16 protein-coding genes are annotated in these 18432 nt (G+C 73.8%); 3 read left to right on the top strand and 13 right to left on the bottom strand.

Annotated features, from left to right (window positions below; translation table 11 throughout):
* Positions 1–9 precede the first annotated feature (9 nt).
* Complete coding sequence (locus J4709_RS05860; RefSeq protein WP_173093255.1) at positions 10–450, top strand: Lrp/AsnC family transcriptional regulator; 441 nt, start codon at positions 10–12, stop codon at positions 448–450.
* Positions 451–487: 37 nt separating this feature from the next.
* Here the strand turns inward: J4709_RS05860 and J4709_RS05855 are convergent, their stop codons facing one another.
* From J4709_RS05855 to J4709_RS05800, 12 genes are all read right to left on the bottom strand, one after another.
* Positions 488–1417: a TIGR03619 family F420-dependent LLM class oxidoreductase gene (locus tag J4709_RS05855; RefSeq protein WP_208237714.1), complete on the bottom strand. Its 930-nt coding sequence runs from the start codon at positions 1415–1417 to the stop codon at positions 488–490.
* Between the two features lie 88 nt (positions 1418–1505).
* Positions 1506–2513 carry an N-acetylglucosamine kinase gene (locus J4709_RS05850; protein ID WP_208237712.1) on the bottom strand — a complete coding sequence of 336 codons (1008 nt, stop codon included), beginning with the start codon at positions 2511–2513 and terminating at the stop codon, positions 1506–1508.
* Positions 2513–3769, bottom strand: coding sequence for a family 4 glycosyl hydrolase (locus J4709_RS05845; protein ID WP_208237710.1), 1257 nt, complete (start codon positions 3767–3769; stop codon positions 2513–2515). The genes J4709_RS05850 and J4709_RS05845 overlap by 1 nt, the downstream gene beginning before the upstream one ends.
* Positions 3766–4608 (bottom strand): carbohydrate ABC transporter permease, encoded by an 843-nt coding sequence (locus J4709_RS05840; protein ID WP_307801003.1) that lies wholly within the window; start codon positions 4606–4608, stop codon positions 3766–3768. Before J4709_RS05840 ends, J4709_RS05845 begins: the two co-directional genes overlap by 4 nt.
* Positions 4605–5579, bottom strand: coding sequence for a carbohydrate ABC transporter permease (locus J4709_RS05835; protein ID WP_307801002.1), 975 nt, complete (start codon positions 5577–5579; stop codon positions 4605–4607). The genes J4709_RS05840 and J4709_RS05835 overlap by 4 nt, the downstream gene beginning before the upstream one ends.
* Positions 5580–5583: 4 nt before the next feature.
* Positions 5584–6912, bottom strand: coding sequence for an ABC transporter substrate-binding protein (locus J4709_RS05830; RefSeq protein WP_208237708.1), 1329 nt, complete (start codon positions 6910–6912; stop codon positions 5584–5586).
* Positions 6913–7004: 92 nt separating this feature from the next.
* Positions 7005–8243 (bottom strand): ROK family transcriptional regulator, encoded by a 1239-nt coding sequence (locus J4709_RS05825; protein ID WP_208237707.1) that lies wholly within the window; start codon positions 8241–8243, stop codon positions 7005–7007.
* A gap of 150 nt (positions 8244–8393) precedes the next feature.
* Positions 8394–8933: an FHA domain-containing protein gene (locus J4709_RS05820; protein WP_208237705.1), complete on the bottom strand. Its 540-nt coding sequence runs from the start codon at positions 8931–8933 to the stop codon at positions 8394–8396.
* Between the two features lie 176 nt (positions 8934–9109).
* A complete protein-coding gene (locus J4709_RS05815) occupies positions 9110–10327 on the bottom strand; it encodes an acyl-CoA dehydrogenase family protein (RefSeq protein ID WP_208237702.1) in 1218 nt (405 codons plus the stop codon).
* Positions 10328–10394: 67 nt separating this feature from the next.
* On the bottom strand, positions 10395–11474 hold the full coding sequence (locus J4709_RS05810; RefSeq protein WP_208237700.1) for a DUF3616 domain-containing protein: 1080 nt from the start codon (positions 11472–11474) through the stop codon (positions 10395–10397).
* Positions 11475–11537: 63 nt separating this feature from the next.
* Complete coding sequence (locus J4709_RS05805) at positions 11538–12719, bottom strand: cytochrome P450 (RefSeq protein ID WP_208237698.1); 1182 nt, start codon at positions 12717–12719, stop codon at positions 11538–11540.
* A gap of 64 nt (positions 12720–12783) precedes the next feature.
* The gene (locus J4709_RS05800) at positions 12784–14184 is read right to left on the bottom strand and encodes a KamA family radical SAM protein (RefSeq protein WP_208237696.1); all 1401 of its coding nucleotides are present in this window, start codon (positions 14182–14184) and stop codon (positions 12784–12786) included.
* A 158-nt stretch (positions 14185–14342) separates the two neighbouring features.
* On the opposite strand from J4709_RS05800, the gene kdd reads away from it, so the two are divergent.
* On the top strand, positions 14343–15398 hold the full coding sequence (gene kdd / locus J4709_RS05795) for an L-erythro-3,5-diaminohexanoate dehydrogenase (RefSeq protein ID WP_232383013.1): 1056 nt from the start codon (positions 14343–14345) through the stop codon (positions 15396–15398).
* Between the two features lie 52 nt (positions 15399–15450).
* Complete coding sequence (locus J4709_RS05790; protein ID WP_208237694.1) at positions 15451–16782, top strand: DUF2252 domain-containing protein; 1332 nt, start codon at positions 15451–15453, stop codon at positions 16780–16782.
* A 21-nt stretch (positions 16783–16803) separates the two neighbouring features.
* Here the strand turns inward: J4709_RS05790 and J4709_RS05785 are convergent, their stop codons facing one another.
* On the bottom strand, positions 16804–18417 hold the full coding sequence (locus J4709_RS05785) for a PP2C family protein-serine/threonine phosphatase (RefSeq protein ID WP_208237692.1): 1614 nt from the start codon (positions 18415–18417) through the stop codon (positions 16804–16806).
* Positions 18418–18432: the final 15 nt, after the last annotated feature.

Raw genomic sequence — 18432 nt, 5'->3', positions numbered from 1 at the left:
ATTTCCCGCGTGGAGGAGATCGATCGTCAGATCATGGCGCTGCTGGCCGACGACGGGCGGATGAGCTTCACCGATCTGGCCAAGCGGACGGGCCTGTCGGTGTCGGCGGTGCACCAGCGGGTGCGGCGGCTGCAGAAGCGCGGCGTCATCCGGGGCTTCACCGCCCAGCTCGACAACGGGCAGATCGGGCTGCCGCTCACCGCGTTCGTGTCGATCAAGCCGATCGACCCGGCGGCGCCCGACGACGCGCCCGACCGGCTGGCCCACCTGGAGGCGATCGAGGCGTGCCACTCGGTGGCGGGCGACGAGAGCTACATCCTGAAGGTCCGGGTCGCCTCTCCCAACGAGCTGGAGGACCTGCTGCAGCAGATCCGGGCGGCGGCGAACGTCGCCACCCGGACCACCGTGGTGCTCAGCACCCCGTGGGAGGGCCGCCGCCCGGCGCTGTGACCGGGCACGCGGCGCCCCCGCCGCGGCGCCGCGGCGCTCACGAACGCGGGGCGAACGCCTCCAGCGCCTCGCGGGCCAGGTACATCGAGTCCCACGGGTCGGCGTCCGGCCCGGTCAGCTCCGGGTCGAAGTTCAGGTCGACGAACAGCTCGGTGACGCCCTGCTCCTCCAGTGCGGCGAAGTCGGCGATGATCTGCTCGTAGGTGCCGGTGAGCGGGCGCCGCCCGCCCTCGGGCGGCGCGGCCTCCTCGGTGCGCACCCGCACCGCGCCCCGGCACACGAACCGCAGCGCGGCCGAGTCGCGGCCCGCCTCGTCCGCGGCGTCCCGGACGACCTGGATCGAGCGGCCGATCTCGGCCAGGTCGGCGCGGCTGGAGCTGACCCAGCCGGCGGCGAGCCGCCCGGCGCGGCGCAGCGCCCCCTCCGACGCCCCGCCGAGCAGGATCGGCGGCTCGGGCCGCTGCAGCGGCCGCGGGTCCATGGTGACGGGCGGGACGTCGTGGAACTCGCCGTGGAACTCGCTGACCTCGCCGGGCTCGCCCGTCCACATCGCGCGCAGCGCGGCGAGGAACTCTTCGGCGCGGGCGCCGCGCCGGTCCATGGACGCGCCGACCGCGGCGAACTCCTCGGGCATCCAGCCGTTGCCGAGCCCGAGGTCGAGCCGGCCGCCGGTGACGTGGTCGAGGGTGATCGCCTGCTTGGCGAGCATGGCGGGGGAGTAGAACGGCATGTTCGCCACGGCGACGCCCAGCCGCACCCGGCCGGTGTAGCCCGCGAGGTAGGCCAGCGTGACGAGCGGGTCGGGCACGTTGCGGTAGGTCTGGTCGGCCGAGCCGGCCGGGTTGACGACGCGCTGGAGCGTCCACAGGGAGTGGTAGCCGAGCTCCTCGGCCCGCTGCGCGATCAGCACCTGGTTGGCCGGGGTGGACCACGCCCCCGACACCGGTACCGCGAACCCGATCTGCACGGCGTTGCTCCTCCTCGTCGGGCCGCACCTTACAACGTCAAGGGCGGCGGCGGCACGGCACTGCCGCGGCTCGGTCGAAGCGCCGAATCTACCGGACTCGCGGCCGCCGGAACGCGTTCCGCAGCGCCTCGTGCGCGGCGGGCGGGGCGCCCAGGTGGTCCAGCCCGAGCAGCGCGGCGCCGAGCAGCGGCGGGTCGTCGGGGACGATCAGCCGGGCGCGCGGCGCGAGCGCGGCGTAGCGCTCGGCGACCGCGTCCATGAGCAGCGGGCGGCGGGCGGCGAGCACGCCGCCGCCGAGCACCACGTCGGCGGGGGCGTCCAGCAGGCCGAGGCGGCGCAGCGCGACGGAGCCGAGCAGGGCGATCTCCTCGGCGAGGCGCAGCACGACGCCGCGGGCGACCGCGTCGCCCGCCTCGGCGGTGCCGATCAGGACCGGGGCGAGGGCGGTGAGCCGGCCCTCGTCGAACTCGCCGAGGTGGACGCCGAGCCCGACGTCGATGGCACGGTCCACGCCGAAGTGCGCGGCGACCGCCCCGGTCAGCGCGGTGGCGGGGCCGCGGCCGTCCTCGCCGCGGATGGCGTGCCAGAGCGCGGCGCGGCCGAGCGCGCCGCCGCCGCCCCAGTCGCCGGTGTGCTCGCCGAGCGAGGGGAAGCGGGCGGTGCGGCCGTCGGGGGCGACACCGGCGCAGTTGATGCCGGCGCCGCAGACGACCGCGACGCCCCACCCCTCGGTGACCGCGCTGCGCAGCAGCGCGAACGTGTCGTTGCCGACGACCGCGGTGGGCGCGAGCCCCCGGTCCAGCAGCAGCCCTTCGAGCCGCTCTTCCTCGCCCGGCAGATCGACGTTGGCCATGTAGGCGGCGAGGTGGACGACCTCGCCCGGCGGGACGCCGGCCTCGGCGAGCGCGGCGCCGATGACGGCCGCCAGCGCGTCCAGCGCGCCGTCGAGCCCGGCGACGTGCGGCCGGAACCCGGCGCCGCGCACGGTCGCCAGCAGCTCCCCGCCGGTCCCCGCGACGGCCGCGTCGATCTTGCTGTTGCCGCCGTCGACGGCGACCAGCACCCCGTCCCGGCGGCGCGCCGGCGCGGCCGCCATCAGGCGGCCCACGGCAGGTGGGCGCGGTTGGCGGCGACGAGGTCGCGGGCCAGCCGGTCGGCGGTGTCGAGCTGCCCGACGAGCGGGTGCGCCAGCAGCGCGTCCGCGACCCGGCCGACGCCGCCGCGCAGCGCCGCGTCCAGCGCCAGCTCCTCGTAGCCGGCCACGTGCGCGACCAGGCCGGAGAACAGCGGCTCGAGCGGCGGGACGGGCAGCGGGACCGGGCCGGACGAGGTGATCCGCGCGGGCACCTCGATCACGGCCCGGTCGTCCAGGAACGGGAGCGCGCCGTTGTTGCGGACGTTGACGACCTGCGCGTCGCCGCGGCCGGCGAGCAGCGACACCGCGAGCTGCACGGCGGCCTCGGAGTAGTAGGCGCCACCGCGCTCCTCCAGCCGTGCGGGCTTGGTGTCGAGCGCCGGGTCGGCGTACATGGCGAGCAGGTCGCGCTCCAGCGCGGCGACCTCCTCGGCGCGCGTCGGCGCGCCGCGCTGCTCCCGCACGACGCGGTCGTGCTCGTAGAAGTAGCGCAGGTAGTAGGAGGGGAGGGCGCCAAGCCGCCGCAGGAACGGCTCGGGCAGCCCCGCCATCGCGGCCAGCTCGGCGGCGTGCCCGTCCAGCAGGCCGGGCAGGACGTCGCGCCCGTCCAGCTCGAGCGAGCGCACCCAGGTCAGGTGGTTGAGGCCGGCGTGGCCGAGCGCGATCCGCTCGGGCGCCGCGTCCAGCAGCGCGGCGGCGCGGCGCTGCACGCCGATCGCGACGTTGCACAGGCCGACGGCGCGGTGCCCGGCGTCCAGCAGGGCGCGGGTGACGATGCCGACGGGGTTGGTGAAGTCGATGATCCACGCGTCCGGTGCACGGGCGGCGACGCGCTCGGCGATGTCCAGCACCACCGGGACGGTCCGCAGCGCCTTGGCGAGCCCGCCCGCCCCGGTGGTCTCCTGCCCGACGCAGCCGCACTCCAGTGGCAGCGTCTCGTCGACCCGCCGGGCCGCCTGCCCGCCGACCCGCAGCTGGACCAGCACCACCGCGGCGCCGGTGACGGCCTCGTCGAGGTCGCCCGTCGTGACGACCTTCGCCGGATGCCCGGCGCGGGCCAGCATCCGCGCGGCGAGGCCGCCGACGAGCTCCAGCCGCCGCGCGTCCGGGTCGGCGAGGACCAGCTCCGACACCGGCAGCGCGGCGCGCTCGCGGGCGATCCCGTCGACCAGCTCCGGGGTGTAGGTGGACCCGCCCCCGATGACCGTCAGCTTCAACCCTTCACTCCCGTCAACGTCACACCCTGGATGAACACGCGCTGGGCGAGGAAGAACACCACCAGCACCGGCATGATGGTCAGCAGCGTCGCCGCCATCGTGAGGTTCCACTCGACGTGGTGCGCGGCGCGGAACGTCGCCACGCCGATCGCGAGGGTCCAGTTCTCCGGCTTGGCGTACACCAGCGGCCCGTAGTAGTCGTTCCAGCAGTAGAAGAACTGGAACAGCGCTACGGCCGCGAGCGCGGGCTTGGCCATCGGCAGCACGACCCGCAGCATGGTGCGCAGCTCCCCGCAGCCGTCGACCCGCGCCGCGTCGGCGTACTCGCGCGGGATCGTGACGAGGAACTGGCGCAGCAGGAAGATGGAGAACGCGTCCCCGAACGCCTGCGGGATGATCAGCGGCCAGAGCGTCCCGGTCAGGTGGAAGCGGGACCACACGATGTACAGCGGCACCATCGTCACCTGCGGCGGCAGCATCATCGCCGAGATCACGACGACGAGCGCGAGGTTGCGGCCGCGGAACCGGAACCGGGCCAGCGCGTAGGCGACCGGGACGCTCGACACCAGCATCAGCACGGTCGACAGCGCCGCGTACACGGTGCTGTTGACCGTCCAGCGCACCATGTCGCCGCTGAACGCGCGGCGGAAGTTCTCGAAGTGCCACTGCTTCGGCCACAGCGACGTGCTGAGCGCCTGCGAGTCGCTCATCACCGCGGTCAGGAACATGAACGCCAGCGGCGCCAGGAAGATCAGCGCCAGGACGATCGCGGCGGCGTGCGTGGCGATCCACATCAGCGTGCGCCGGGACCGGCCGCCGTAGGCGATGGGGGCGGTCACTGCGCCTCCTCTCCGGCGAACGCGCGGAACCGCCGCAGCAGCAGCAGCGTGAACGCCATCGCGATGACGAACATGACGAGCGCGAGCACGCACGCGTATCCCATGTTGAACTGCCGGAATCCCTCGTCGTAGAGCCACTGCGGGAACGTCAGCGTCGACCCGCCGGGGTAGCCGGGGGCGAACTGGGAGCCGGGCAGGTCCGCCTGCCCGGCGGCGACCTTCCCGGCGACCATCGCCTGAGTGAAGTACTGCAGCGTCTCGATCACGCCGGTGACGGCGGCGAACGCCAGGACGGGCGAGACGGTCGGCAGCGTGATGTGCCGGAACCGCGCCCAGGCACCGGCGCCGTCGATGGCGGCGGCCTCGTACAGCGACCGCGGCACGTTCAGCAGCGCCGCCAGCAGAATGATCATGACGTCGCCGACCGCCCACAGCCCGAGCAGCGACAGGCCGGGCTTGGCCCACGCGGAGTCGTTGAAGAAGTCCGGCAGCGAGAACCCCAGGTGCCGGGCGATCACCGGGAACGGGCCGGTGCCGGGGTTCAGCACGAACACGAACGCGACGGTCGCCGACACCGGCGGGATCAGGTAGGGGACGTAGAACACCGCGCGCAGCAGGTTCCCGCCGCGCCGGATCCTGGTGAGCAGCTGCGCGACGCCGAGGCCGAACAGCACCCGCAGCGGGACGAGCACCGCGACCAGCCACAGCGTGTTGCGCATCGCCGTCCAGGCGTCGTCGTCGTGCAGCAGGTACTTGTAGTTGTCCAGGCCGACGTACTTCAGCGTGAACAGGTTGTAGCGGGTGAAGGAGAAGTAGACGGTCGCGGCGAGCGGGTAGGCGAAGAACAGCCCGAACCCGGCCAGCCACGGCGACAGGAACGCCAGCACCCGCAGCCGCCGGCGGCGGCCGGCCCGGGACACCGTCCCGAGCCGGCCGCGCCGCAGCGGCAGGCGCAGCGAGCCGGAGGCCACGGCGTCAGCCCCCGGCCAGCTTCAGCGACGCGTCGACCTTCCCGTCGAGCCCGGCGAGCGCCTTGCCGAGGTCGCCGGCCTTGCCGGGCTCCCACTGGTCCTGGACGAACTGCTGGAACTTCACGACGTAGTCGTTGCCGTTCGGGGTGGGCGGCGTCGTGGCGCTCGCGGGGTTCTTGAAGACGTCGAGGAACGTCTTGAACTGCGGCGGCAGCCTCAGATCCGGCGACGACAGCGACGCGATCGTCGTCGGGACGTTGCCGAGCGCGTTGGCGAAGGTGACGAGCGCGCCGGTGTCGGTCGTGAGGTACCGGATGAACTCCCACGCGGCGGCGCGGTGCTTGGCGCCGCGCGGGATGCCGATGACGGTGCCGGTGACGAAGCCGCCGCCGTAGCGGGCGTCCTGCCCGTCGGGGACGGGCGCGGGCGCGGTCCCGTAGTCGACCTTCGGCGCCTCCTCCTGCATGAACTTGGTGCGCCACTCGCCGTCGACGGCCATGGCGACCTTGCCCTTCTCGAACGGGTTGGAGGACTCGAACTCCTGGCCCATCGAGTGCAGGAACTTCTTGACGTTGTCGTAGCCGTACCAGTCGATGAGGCTCTTGTCCCACTGCAGGTACGCCTTGACGGCGGGGTCGGCGGCGAAGTCGGCGCGCCCGTCGGGCGTGAGCCACTTCGCTCCGAACTGGGTGGCGAGGTGCTGCACCTGGTGCTCGTAGTACTGCGCGGACGGCATGAACCCGGCGACCTTGATGGTCCCGTCGGGGTTGCGGACGGTGAGCTTCTTGGCCAGCGCCGTCAGCTCGGAGAAGGTGCGCGGCGGCTGCTCGCCCTTCATCAGCGCCTTGTTGTAGTAGAGGCCGTAGGCGTCGGCGAGCAGCGGCATCGCGCACCGGCGGCCCTTGTACCGGGTGTACTGCTGCACCGGCTTGGGGAACTGGTTCATGTCGAGCTTGGACCCGGATATGTCGCCGGACAGGTCCTGCCACGAGCCGCTCTGGCACCACTGCCCGACGCTGTCGGTGGTGAACGACGACACCACGTCGGGCGGGTTGCCGCCGCGGATGGCGTTGGTGATGCGGTCGTCGGTCTGGTCCTTGACGAGCTTGACGGTGATGTTGGGGTGCAGCCGGTGGAAGCCCGCGACGGCGTCTTGGAACGCCTTCACCTCGTGCGGGGCGCTCCAGCCGTGCCAGACCTCGATCGTCTGCTTCTCCCCGGCCTTCGGGCCGCCGGACGGGCCGCCGCCGCTTCCGCCGGCCGTGCAGGCCGTGAGGCCGAGCCCGGCGGCGGCGAGGGCCGCGGCGAGCCGGCGCGTTGTCGATGTGCGCACTCCGGTTCTCCTTCGGGGGAGGGACGGCCGGTGCCGCCGTCCGCTGTGGGGGAGTGGGGGGTGGGATGGGTGCGGGTCGGGAACGGGGCGGTTCAGGAACGGGTCGTGTCGGGGACGGTGGTGGAGAACACCTCGTCGCGGGTCTCCTGGAGCGCCTGCTGCAGGGCGCCGGCCAGGACCGGGTTGCCCTGCAGGGAGCTGAGCCGCACCTTGGGGCGCGGGATCGTCAGGCTGTGCAGGTGCTGCTCGACGCGCGCGCGCAGCGGCTCGCCGCCGGCGCGCAGGACGTCGCCGGTGAGCACGACCAGGGCCGGGTCGAGGACGGCGACGACGGTGGCCAAAGTGGCGCCGAGCCGGGTCGCGAGTTCGGTGAGGGCGCGCTCGGCGCGCGCGCCGGCGTCGGAGGCGGTGCGCGTCCCCGCGCGGCCGGCGCCGACCTCCGCCGCGGCGCGGCCGAGCGCGGTGGCGGCGTCGCGGCCGCGGAACCCGTGCTCGCGCATCAGCTTGAGCACGGCCGCGCCGCCGGTGAGGCTGTGCACGCCGCCCGTGTGGGTGCGGCGGACGTCGCGCATCAGCGGCGCGCCGACCGCGGGCGCGTAGCCGATCTCGCCGGCGCCGCCGGTCGCGCCGCGGTGCAGCGCGCCGTCCAGGACGACGGCCATGCCGACGCCGTCGGCGACCCACAGCAGCACGAAGTCGCGCGTTCCGGCGGCCTGCCCGCCCGCGCGCTCGGCGAGCGCGGCGAGGTTGACGTCGTTCTCGATGGCGATGCGGACGCCGAGGCCGCCGGCGAGCGTGCCGGCGAGGTCGGGGATGTGCCAGCCGGGGATGTGCGCGGCGTAGCCGAGCCGCCCGGTGGCCGGGTCGATCGCGCCCTGGATGCCGATGACGGCCCGGTGCAGCGCGGTGCGGGCGAGGCCGGCCGCCGCGGCGGCCTTGTCGAGCGCCTCGGACATCCGGGCGACGACGTCCACGCCGGTGCGGGCGGGCGTGGGCAGGGTGTGCTCGCCGACGACCGTCCCGGTGAGGTCGGCGACACTGGCCCTGATGCGGGTCGGGGTGACGTCGGCGCCGGCGACGTGCGCGGCCGCCCCGTTGATCCGGTACAGCTCGGCGGTCCGCCCCGGCAGCCCCTCGCGCAGGCCGTCCCGCACGACCAGCCCGGCCTCCTCGAGGCGGGCGAGCAGCTGCGAGGCGGTCGGCTTGGAGATTCCGGTGAGGTCGGAGATCTGCGGGCGGGTCAGCGGGCCGCGGGCGAGCAGCGCCTCCAGCGCGGCGCGGTCGTTGATGGCGCGCAGCAGGCTCGGGGTCCCGGGGACGGGCGCGGGCACGGCGGCTCCTCGGAGTTAAGAAGGTTTCCTAACTTGGAGGAGAAAGTAAGGACTCTTAACGAACACGTCAAGACCCTGAGGCGGTCCGGTTCCGGGCAGGGCGGGTTCGCAGGAGCCCGAGGAGGGCCGGGAAAGGCGCCGGCGGGTGAGTCAGGGGGCGGCGACGATGAAGCCGACGCTGCCGAACCCGATCTCGTCGCCGGGACGCACCCGGGCCGGGCCGGTGAGCCGCCAGCCGTTCACCCGGGTGCCGTTCATCGACCCCAGGTCCGAGACCATCCAGCCCTCCTCGGCCCGGTACAGCTCGGCGTGGAAGCGCGAGACCGTCAGGTCCGTCAGCACGAACTGGCAGGCGGGGGCGCGGCCGACCACGATCCGCGTCGACTCGGCGGGCGGCAGGACGAAGCGCGGCAGCCGGGGGCCGCGCCAGGCCGCCTCGATCCGCGCGGTCACCTGCGAGACGGTCGCCACCAGGCCGGTGAGCCGGCCGACGACGCGGCTGGTCGGCGGCAGGTCGTGCACGATGTCGTCCAGCTCGGCGCGGCTGCGCGCCTGCAGTACCTGGTCGACGCGGCGCTCGAACGTCTCGTGCGACATCCGGCCCTCGGACACGCGGTCGCTGAGGACGCGCAGCACCCGGTCCCGCTCGGTGTCGGACGCTCGCACCGGGTAAGAGGGCTGACCGTCCATGGCTGTGAGTATCCAGTCCCCGTCGTCGGCTGTCCAGAAGGCCGTCAGGTGGAGGGCGGGCGATCGCCCTCACCCGCCCTCCACCTTTTCGATGCCGCGCGGTCGCCGGAAGTTCGGGGACTTTCAGCGAAGATCCCCGCGGCGTCCGCCGCGGGGATCCCCGGTGCCGTGCCGGGTCAGCGGGACAGCAGGTCGCGCGCGATGTGGGTGATCTGGATCTCGTCGGTGCCGGCGTAGATCTGGAACGACTTGGCGTCGCGCGCCAGCTGCTCCACCCGGTACTCGCTCATGTAGCCGTTGCCGCCGAACAGCTGGACCGCCTCCTGTGCGACCTCGCTGGCGGCCTGCGCGGCGTACAGCTTCATCGCCGACGCCTCGGCGAGCGTCGGGGTGCGGCCCGTCCGCTGCATCTCCACGTGCCGGAACACCAGGTTCTGCACGTTGAGGCGGGCCACCTCCATCTTGGCGAGCTTGAGCTGGATGAGCTGGAAGTCGCCGATCCGCTGGCCCCACAGCTCGCGGGTCTTGGCGTACTCCACCGACAGCTTCAGGCACTCCTCGATGACGCCGAGGGCCATCGCGGCGACGCCGGCGCGCTCGGTGACGAAGTTCTGCTTGGCCGACTCCTTGCCGCCCTGCGAGCCGGACGCCAGCAGCCGGTCGGCGCCGGCGCGCACGTCGTTGAGGAACAGCTCGCCGGTGGGGGAGGAGTGCAGGCCCATCTTGCGCAGCGGCTTGCTCTGCTCCAGGCCCTCCATCCCGCGGTCGAGGACGAACGTCAGGATCTCGCGGTCGCGGGGCTCGCGGCCGTCGTCGAGCTTGCAGTAGAAGACGATCGTGTCGGCGTAGGGGCCGTTGGTGATGAAGGTCTTGCTGCCGTTGATGACGTACTCGTCGCCGACCTTCTTGGCGGTGGCCTGCATGCCGCCGAACGCGTCCGACCCGGAGTTCGGCTCGGTGATCGCCCACGCGCCGACCTTCTCCATGGTCAGCAGCGGCAGCGCCCAGCGCTCCTTCTGGTCGGGCGTGCCCCGCTTCATGATGGTCCCGGCGGCGAGGCCGAGGCCGACGCCCATCGCCGAGACCATGCCGGGGGCCACCTTGCACAGCTCGATGACCGGCAGCATGGCCATCGCCGCGTTGCCGCCGCCGGGGCCGTCGGCGTCCTTCTTGTCCGCCTTCCCCGCGTCGCCCTCGCGCTCCTTGGCGATCCGCGCCTGGAAGGACGAGCGCGCCATCTCGTCCATCCCGAACGTCTTGTACAGGCTCCGGATCAGGTCGTAGGGCGGCAGCTCACCGGAGTCCAGCGCGTCCAGGTTCGGCCGGACCTCCGCGTCGATCCAGCCGCGCACGGCGTCCCGGATCATCAGGTCTTCCTCGGACCACTCGATCATGCTCGCTTCGCCCTTTCGGTTCCCGCAGGTTGCGGCCACCATCCAAGCAGATCGGGCAAGCGAGCGCTTATTCGGGTAGCCGGACCACGTCGGCCAGCACGCCGCCGTCCGCGGTGAGCCGCTTGGCCGACGGGCTGTCGTGGACGATCATCAGCCGGGCGCCCTCCCCGTGCAGGCCGTCCAGGACGGCCAGGCCCTCGGGGTGGTCGTCGCCGTCGCCGTAGGGCAGGTCGGCGAGCCGGGGGAGCTGCTCGGCGGTGACGATCTCGGGCGCGTCGACCGCGGCGATCCCCGGCCAGCGGTGCACCCGCGCCGGGCCGTCCAGGTCCATGCTCGGGCCGGTGAGGATCAGCAGGTCGTCGCCCTGCGGGCACAGGTCGCGGATGCCGAGGCCGCCGAGGTCCAGGAAGTGCGTGCGGTACAGCGCCCTGCCGTCGCCGACCGGCAGCAGCCGCAGCCGGCCCGGCTCCTCGGGGTCGGTGTCCGGGCGGATCTCCACCAGGACGGCCCAGCCGCGCAGCACCGGCCCGCGCAGCCCGATGTAGAGCCGGTCGCGGTGCGCGGCGATGCCCTCGATGTCGATGCCGTTGTCCTTGCTGGGGATCGACAGGAACGGCGCCAGGTGCGGGTCGTCCTTCAGCAGGTCGGTGACGGAGTCGCCGTGCAGCCCGAGCACGGCGGCGGTGCGCTCGCCGTCCTCGCGGACGACCTCGGGCAGCCCGTCCGCGCCGGCGGCCAGCGGGAGGCGGGCCAGCACGAAGCGGTTGTCCTCGCGCACGACGGAGCCGAGCCGCTTGCGGGCCTTCGCGCCGCTCTGCCCCGGCTTGATCTTCTTGCGTTTGAGGCTGTGCGAGCCGATCGCCCACAGCCATCCGTTGCTGCGCGCCAGGCCCTCGATGTCGGCCTCCTCGTCGGGGCCGGCGGGCAGGTCGACCAGGTCGGCGAGCGCGACCGTGGTGTGGCCCTCGTAGCCGGTGACGAGCCCGTCCGCGTCGAGCGTCGCGGTGAGCCGCTCGATGGTGGCCGTCTCGTCGCCCGCCACCCACAGGCAGCGGCCGTCCTGGCGCACGGCGGACAGGTTGGTGTGCGTCCCGGCTTCCCGGCTCTCGAGCCCGAAGCGCAGCTCGACCTGGCGTTCCACGATCATGAGCGGAATGCTCCCATAAAACGGGCGCCGTTCCGGCCCGCCGCGCCCGTCCTCGGACGGCCGCTACCGGTCCCACAGGACATGCAGATGCGGCGGCTTGCGGAAGACCAGCCCGTGCGCGCGCGGGGCGCTGGACGGGTCGAGCCGCAGTCCGGGCAGCTCCAGCAGCGCGGCGACCGCGGTGCGGGCCTCCAGCCTGGCCAGATGCGCGCCGAAGCAGAAGTGCGGGCCGTGCGCGAACGCCAGGTGCTCGCCTGCGTTGGCGCGCCGCACGTCGAACCGGTCGGGGTCGGGGAACACGGCGGGGTCGCGGTTCGCGCCCGCGAGCGACACCCGCACCAGGTCGCCCGCGCGCACCGTGACGCCGCCGAGCGCGGTGTCACGGGTGGCGTAGCGGTCGACGACCGACGCCGACGGCTCCAGCCGCAGCGACTCCTCGATCGCGGCGGGCAGCAGGCCGGGGTCGTCCAGGACGAGCCGCAGCTGATCGGGGTGGCCGAGCAGGTGCAGCGCCGTGTTGGCGATCATCCCCTCGGTGGTGTCGATGCCGCCGAACATCAGGATCGCCGCGTTCGCCACGACCTCGGCGGTGGTCAGGCCCGCCTCGTCGGCGGCGGCCTCGGCCAGCAGCGACCCGGGCCCGTCCGCGGTGATCGCTTTCTCTACGGCCGCGCGCAGCAGCGCGTACGCCTCGTCCGCGCGCGCGGGCGCGTCGCCTCCCGCGGTGATGGCGGAGACGGCGTCGACGAACGCGCCGTACCAGGACCGGATCGTCGCGGCGTCGACGCCCTCCAGCCCGAGCGCCTCGGCGACGACCGCGACGGCCAGCGGCCCGGCCAGCTCGCCGCGCAGCTCCGCGCGGCCCGCCGGCGCGAGCCCGCCGACCAGCCGCGCGACCTCCGCCTCGACGAACGCGGTGAACCGCTCGCGGGTCCGCGCGGGCCGCAACGGCCGGGCGAACGGGTCGCGGTGCCGGGTGTGGACGGGCCCGTCCAGCGACAGCATGCTCGGCCCGACGACCCGCGCCGTGGAGAAGCGCGGGTCGTCGACGGTGAACGCGGCCGCGTCCCGCATCACCCGCTGCGCGAGCTCGCGCGAGGTCACCAGCCAGCCGCCGAGGGCGGGCAGCCAGGAGACGGGCTCGGCGGCGCGCAGGCGGGCGAGGAGCGGGTGCGGGTCGTCCTCCAGTTCGGCCACGCTCGCCGCGGCGCCGATCGGGAAACGGGACGTCGGATCAGAGGTCACCCGTCCGAGGATATTCCGCCCGGACGCCCCGCTACCTGATCTACATTGTAAAGGCGTCGGGCGGTCACGCCGCCTCGGCCCGCTCCCGCCACCACTCGCGTCCACGCTCGGGCAGCGTGTGGATCGGGTCGTAGTACTCGTACTGGCGCGTCAGCGCGTCCGGGTCCGACATCTCCAGCCCGGTGCGGTAGTTCTTCGTCCAGTAGGAGACGCCGCGCTCGCGGTCGTAGTCCGACAGCTGGTGCACCCAGCGCTTGCCGACGTAGGGGACGTCGCACACGATGCGCGGCGTCGCGAAGCCGGGCAGGTACCCCATGATCGCGTGCTGCAGCTCCTGCGCCTCCCAGACGGCGAGCCGCCAGTGCTCGCTGCCCGGGATCATGTCGCACATGTAGAGGTAGTACGGCATGATCCCGGCCTCGTCGAGCAGCGCGAACGACAGGTCGAGCAGCGCGGCGGGGGAGTCGTTGACGCCGCGCAGCAGCACCCCCTGGTTGCGGACGTCGCGGATGCCGGTGTCGAGCATCGCCCGCGCCGCCTTCGCGACCAATGGCGTCACCGACGAGGCGGCGTTGACGTGGGTGTGGATCGCGATCTGCGCGCCGCGCCCGTGCGCCTTGGCCGCCAGCCGCTCCATGCCGGCGCGGACCTCGTCCTGCAGCCAGTGCTGCGGCAGGCCCATGAGCGCCTTGCTCGCCAGCCGGATGTCGCGGATGTTGTCGATGTCCAGCAGCGCGTCGACGAACGACTCCAGCCGCGGCCACGGCAGGTTCGCCACGTCGCCGCCCGACACCACGACGTCGCGGACGCCCGGCGTGCGGCGCAGGTAGTCCAGCATCGCCTCGTGCCGGTCGGTCGGCCGGATGGTGAACTTGTGCTTGTCGACGTTCGGCGTGGAGTTGCCGACCAGGTCCATCCGCGTGCAGTGCCCGCAGTACTGCGGGCAGGTCGGCAGCAGCTCCGCCAGCACCTTGGTGGGGTAGCGGTGGGTCAGCCCCTCCACGGCCCACATCTCCGCCTCGTGGAGCGAGTCGCGCGTGGCGTAGGGGTGCGACGGCCAGTCGGTGCGCCGGTCGCTGAACACCGGGAGCATGTAGCGGCGCACCGGGTCGGCGTAGAAGGCCTCGGTGGACGAGGTGTCCATCGTGTTGAGCATCTGCGGTGGCAGCAGCATCGACATCGTCGCCCGCTCCGCCTGGTCGCGCTCGAGGTCGGCGTAGAACGACTCGTCCAGCAGGTCGCCCATGACCGCGCGGAGCTGGCGGAGGTTCTTCACGCAGTGCGCCCGCTGCCACTGCGCCGACTCCCACTCCGCGTCCGTGACCTCGCGCCACCCGGGCAGCCGCCGCCAGTCGGGCTCCTCCAGCGGCCGGCGCCGGTAGCCGTAGGGCTGGCCCGCCGCGTCCCGGCCGGCCACCGGGGTCCGGACGGCCGCGTCCGGGTCCGGATGCAGGGCAGTGGTCATCGTCGACCGCCTCCTCGCGTCACATCGATCGCATAAAAGTCTTGTATGGAGCCGACGTTACGGGAAGACTTCCACTGAAACCAGGGGTGCTCGGTATATCTTCCGGGACATCACCATTGGACGGCACCGGACACGGACGTTGGCGGAGGGGCGCGCGCATGAGCGGAACCGGGACGGCGGCGGGGGCGGGGACCGCGGTGGGACTGCACCGGGTGCTGGAGCCGGCGGGCGTGCTCCCGCAGGCGGCGGCGCGGCTGGACACCGACCCGGCGATCCGCCCCGACGAGGTGCGCGTCCGGGTGGAGCGGCTCAACCTGGACGCCGCGTCCTACCGGCAGCTGCACACCGCGCACGGCGGCGACCCGGACGCGATCCGCGCCGACGTGCTGCGGATCATCGGCGAGCGCGGCAAGATGCACAACCCCGTGACCGGGTCGGGCGGCATGCTCGTCGGCACCGTCGAGGAGGCCGGGCCCGACTCGCCGCTCGGGCTGGAGCCCGGCGACCGCATCGCCACCCTCGTCTCCCTCACCCTGACCCCGCTGGCGATCAGTGACGGCCTGGCCCGCTGGGACGGGCGCTCCGAGCAGATCCCCGCCGACGGCCACGCGATCCTGTTCGCCCGCTCCATCGCCGCCGTCCTGCCGAGCGACCTGCCGGTGCCGGTCGCGCTCGCGGTCATGGACGTGTGCGGCGCGCCCGCGCTCACCGAGCGGGTCGTCGCGTCCCGCGAGCGGCCGGTCGTCGCGGTGCTCGGCGGCGCCGGCAAGAGCGGCTCGCTGTCGCTGGCCGCGGCGCGCCGCGCCGGCGCGTCCCGCACGATCGGGCTCGTCCCGACCGCCGAGGAGGAGGAGCGGCTGGCCGCGACCGGCCTGGCCGACGCCGTGGTGCGCGCCGACGCCCGCGACCCGGTCGCGGTCGCCGCCGCACTCGGCGAGCCCGCCGACGTCACCGTGGTCTGCGTGGACGTGCCCGGCTGCGAGCACGGCGCGATCCTCGCCACCGCGCCCGGCGGGACCGTGGTGTTCTTCTCGATGGCGACCTCGTTCTCCGCCGCCGCGCTCGGCGCCGAGGGCCTCGCCGCCGACGTCACCATGCTGATCGGGAACGGCTACGTCCCGGGGCACGCCGAGACCGCGCTCGGCCTGCTCCGGTCGGAACCCGCCCTTCTCCCGCTGTTCACCGCCCGGGCGGGAGCGGATTCGGCAGAATGATCGTCTAATCCCCCGGAAGCGGCGGGGATCGGGCGATCATCGAAGGAGAGACATGGCGAGCGTCATCGGGGAACTGCGCGGGCGCGATCCGAAGGAGCGGCAGACCCAGATCGTGGACGTGCTGGTCCAGGCGTTCGCGGACCTGATGGAGCGCAGCCCGGCCGAGTTCCGCCGCCGGTTCCGCAAGATGGCCTCCGACCCGTTCGCGTTCTACCGGGGCAGCGCGTGCCTGTTCTACGCCGACGTCCAGCACGACGACGACCGGTGGGCCGACGAGCGGACGGGCCGCGTGTGGATCCAGGGCGACCTGCACGCGCAGAACTTCGGCACCTACATGAACGACGACGGCGTGTTCGTGTTCGACGTCAACGACTTCGACGAGGCCTACGTCGGGCACTTCACCTGGGACGTCAAGCGGCTCGTGGCGAGCCTGGCGCTGCTGGCCTGGCAGAAGGCGATCTCCGACGCCGACATCCGGCGGCTCATCGAGGCCTACGTGCGCGCCTACGTCGACCAGGTCCGCCAGTTCGCCGCGCATGAGGGCGACGAGAAGTTCGCGCTGACCCTGGACAACTCCGACGGCTACGTGCGCGAGGTGCTGGTCGAGGCGATGGGCGGCACCCGCATCGGGCTGCTGGAGGGCATGACGGTCGTGGACGGGCCCGACCGCAGGTTCCGCGACCGCGCCGGCGTCCGCCGCCTCGACGACGCCGAGCGCGCCAAGGTCGAGGCCGCCTACCAGGACTACCTGCGCACCATCCCGAGCGAGAAGCGGTTCGGCAGCCTCACCTACCAGGTGAAGGACATCGTCGGCGCGTCCGGCTTCGGCATCGGGTCGGCGGGGCTGTCGGCCTACAACATCCTGGTGGAGGGCAACACCCAGGCGCTGGAGAACGACGTCATCCTGTCGATGAAGCAGGGCAACGTCGCCGCGCCGAGCCGCGTCGTCGACGACGAGCGGATCCGCGAGTACTTCCAGCACCACGGGCACCGCACCGCGGTGTCGCGGCGGGCGCTGCAGGCCAACACCGACCCGTGGCTCGGATACACCCAGATCGACGGGGTCGGCTACGTGGTGCAGGAGCTGTCGCCCTACGAGGAGGACCTGGACTGGGGCGGCCTCACCGAGCCGGAGGACATGTTGTCGGTCCTGGACGACCTCGGCCGCGCGACCGCGAAGGTGCACTGCGTGTCCGACACCGACTCCGACCACACCCTGGTCGGGTTCCAGGTCGAGGACGCCATCAACGCGGTGATCGGCGACGACGAGTCGGCGTTCGTGGAGGACATGGTCGCGTTCGGCACCGGCTACGCCGAGATCGTCCGCCGCGACCACGAGTACTTCGTCGACGCGTTCCGCAACCACCAGCTCCCCGGCCTGTAGCGGCCCCCGGCCCCGGTCCGGTCAGCCGGCTCCGGGGCCGGTGGCGCGGACGAGGAGGAGGGCGATGTCGTCGTGGCCCTGCTGGTCGGCCAGCAGGGTCAGGACGCCGTCGGCGGTCGCGTCCAGCGACGCCGACTGCGAGGCGACCAGCGCGGACGCCAGCCGCGCGATGCCCTCGTCGACGTTGCGCATCCGGCTCTCCACCAGCCCGTCGGTGTAGAACGCGAGGGTGGCGCCCGCCGGGATGGTGCCGGAGACCTGCTCGTACTCGGCCGGGTGCGCCGGATCCGACACCCCGAGCGGCAGCCCGTGCGGGACGGCGAAGTGCCGGGCCGTCCCGCCGGGCAGCGCCAGCAGCGGCGGCGGGTGCCCTGCGCACGCCAGCTCGCAGCGCATCGTCACCGGGTCGCAGACCAGGCACAGGCAGGTGGCGAACTGCGCGGCGTCCAGGCCCTGCGCGATCGCGTCCAGCCGGGCCAGCACCTGCGCGGGCGGCAGCCCGCCGCGCGCGAGGGTGTGCGCGGCGATCCGCAGCTGCCCCATCGCGGCGGCCGCGGTCACCCCGTGCCCGACCGAGTCGCCGATGACGACCGCGACCCGTCCGTCGGGCAGCGGGACGACGTCGTACCAGTCGCCGCCGACGTCGCCGCCCGCCGGCACGTACCGGTGCGCGATCTCCAGCCCGGCGGGGGCGGCGACGCGGCCCGGCTTCAGGCCCGCCTGCAGCGCCGCCACCGTGCGGTGCTCGCGCCGGTACAGGCAGGCGTTGTCGACGCAGGTCGCGGCGCGCGAGGCCAGCTCGGCGGCCAGCGCGGTGTCGGCGGGCGCGAACGGCATCCGGCCGCGCTTGCGGCTGAACACCGCGAACCCCAGCACCCGGCCCCGCGCGACCAGCGGCACCGCCAGCAGCGACACGTGGTCCAGCAGGCCGGCGGCGGTCTCGGGGGTGCGGTGCAGGATCGTGTCGGGGATGGCGTCGCTGCCGAACTCCACCATCCGGCCGGAGGCGACGCACCGCGCGTACGGGGTGCCGGGCGGGTAGACGATGACCTCGTTGACGGGGAACTCGCGGGTCCAGGAGCTCGGGTCGTCCTCGGCGAAGGCGACCGCGAGCCGCCGGACCACGGCCGAGCTCGCGCCCGGTCCGGCGGCGGACGGCGCGGGCCGGCCGTCGGCCAGCAGCGCCTCCAGCACGTAGATGGCGCCCGCGTCGGCGAACCGCGGCACCGTCACCCCGACGATCTCCGCGGCGGTGCGGTGCAGGTCCAGGGTGGAGCCGATCCGGCGGCCGGCCTCGTTCAGCAGCTCCAGGCCGTCCGCCCACGGCGGCGCGACGGTCAGCGCGACCAGCGTCCGGCCGGAACCGGCCGCCATCGGGTCGCACGACACCTCCAGCGCGCCGCCGTCGAGCGGCAGCGCGCCGCGCCACGGGCGGCCCGCGGCGGCCTGCTTGAGCGCCGCCGCCAGCGGCTCGGCGCAGGCCCGCCCGAGGAGGTCGGCCAGCCGCGCGCCCACGGCGGCGGGCGCCGCGCGGCCGAACAGGCGGGCCGCGCCGTCGCTGCAGGCGGTGACCGTGCCGTCCGGGGTCGCCAGGACGGTCACCGGCCCGGGGTGCGCTGCGAGTGGCTCTGACATCGGTCCTTCACTGTC

It is taken from the genome of Actinomadura violacea, assembly GCF_017573465.1.
GTDB lineage: Bacteria > Actinomycetota > Actinomycetes > Streptosporangiales > Streptosporangiaceae > Spirillospora > Spirillospora violacea.
This window is presented reverse-complemented; position numbering and strand designations above follow the sequence as displayed.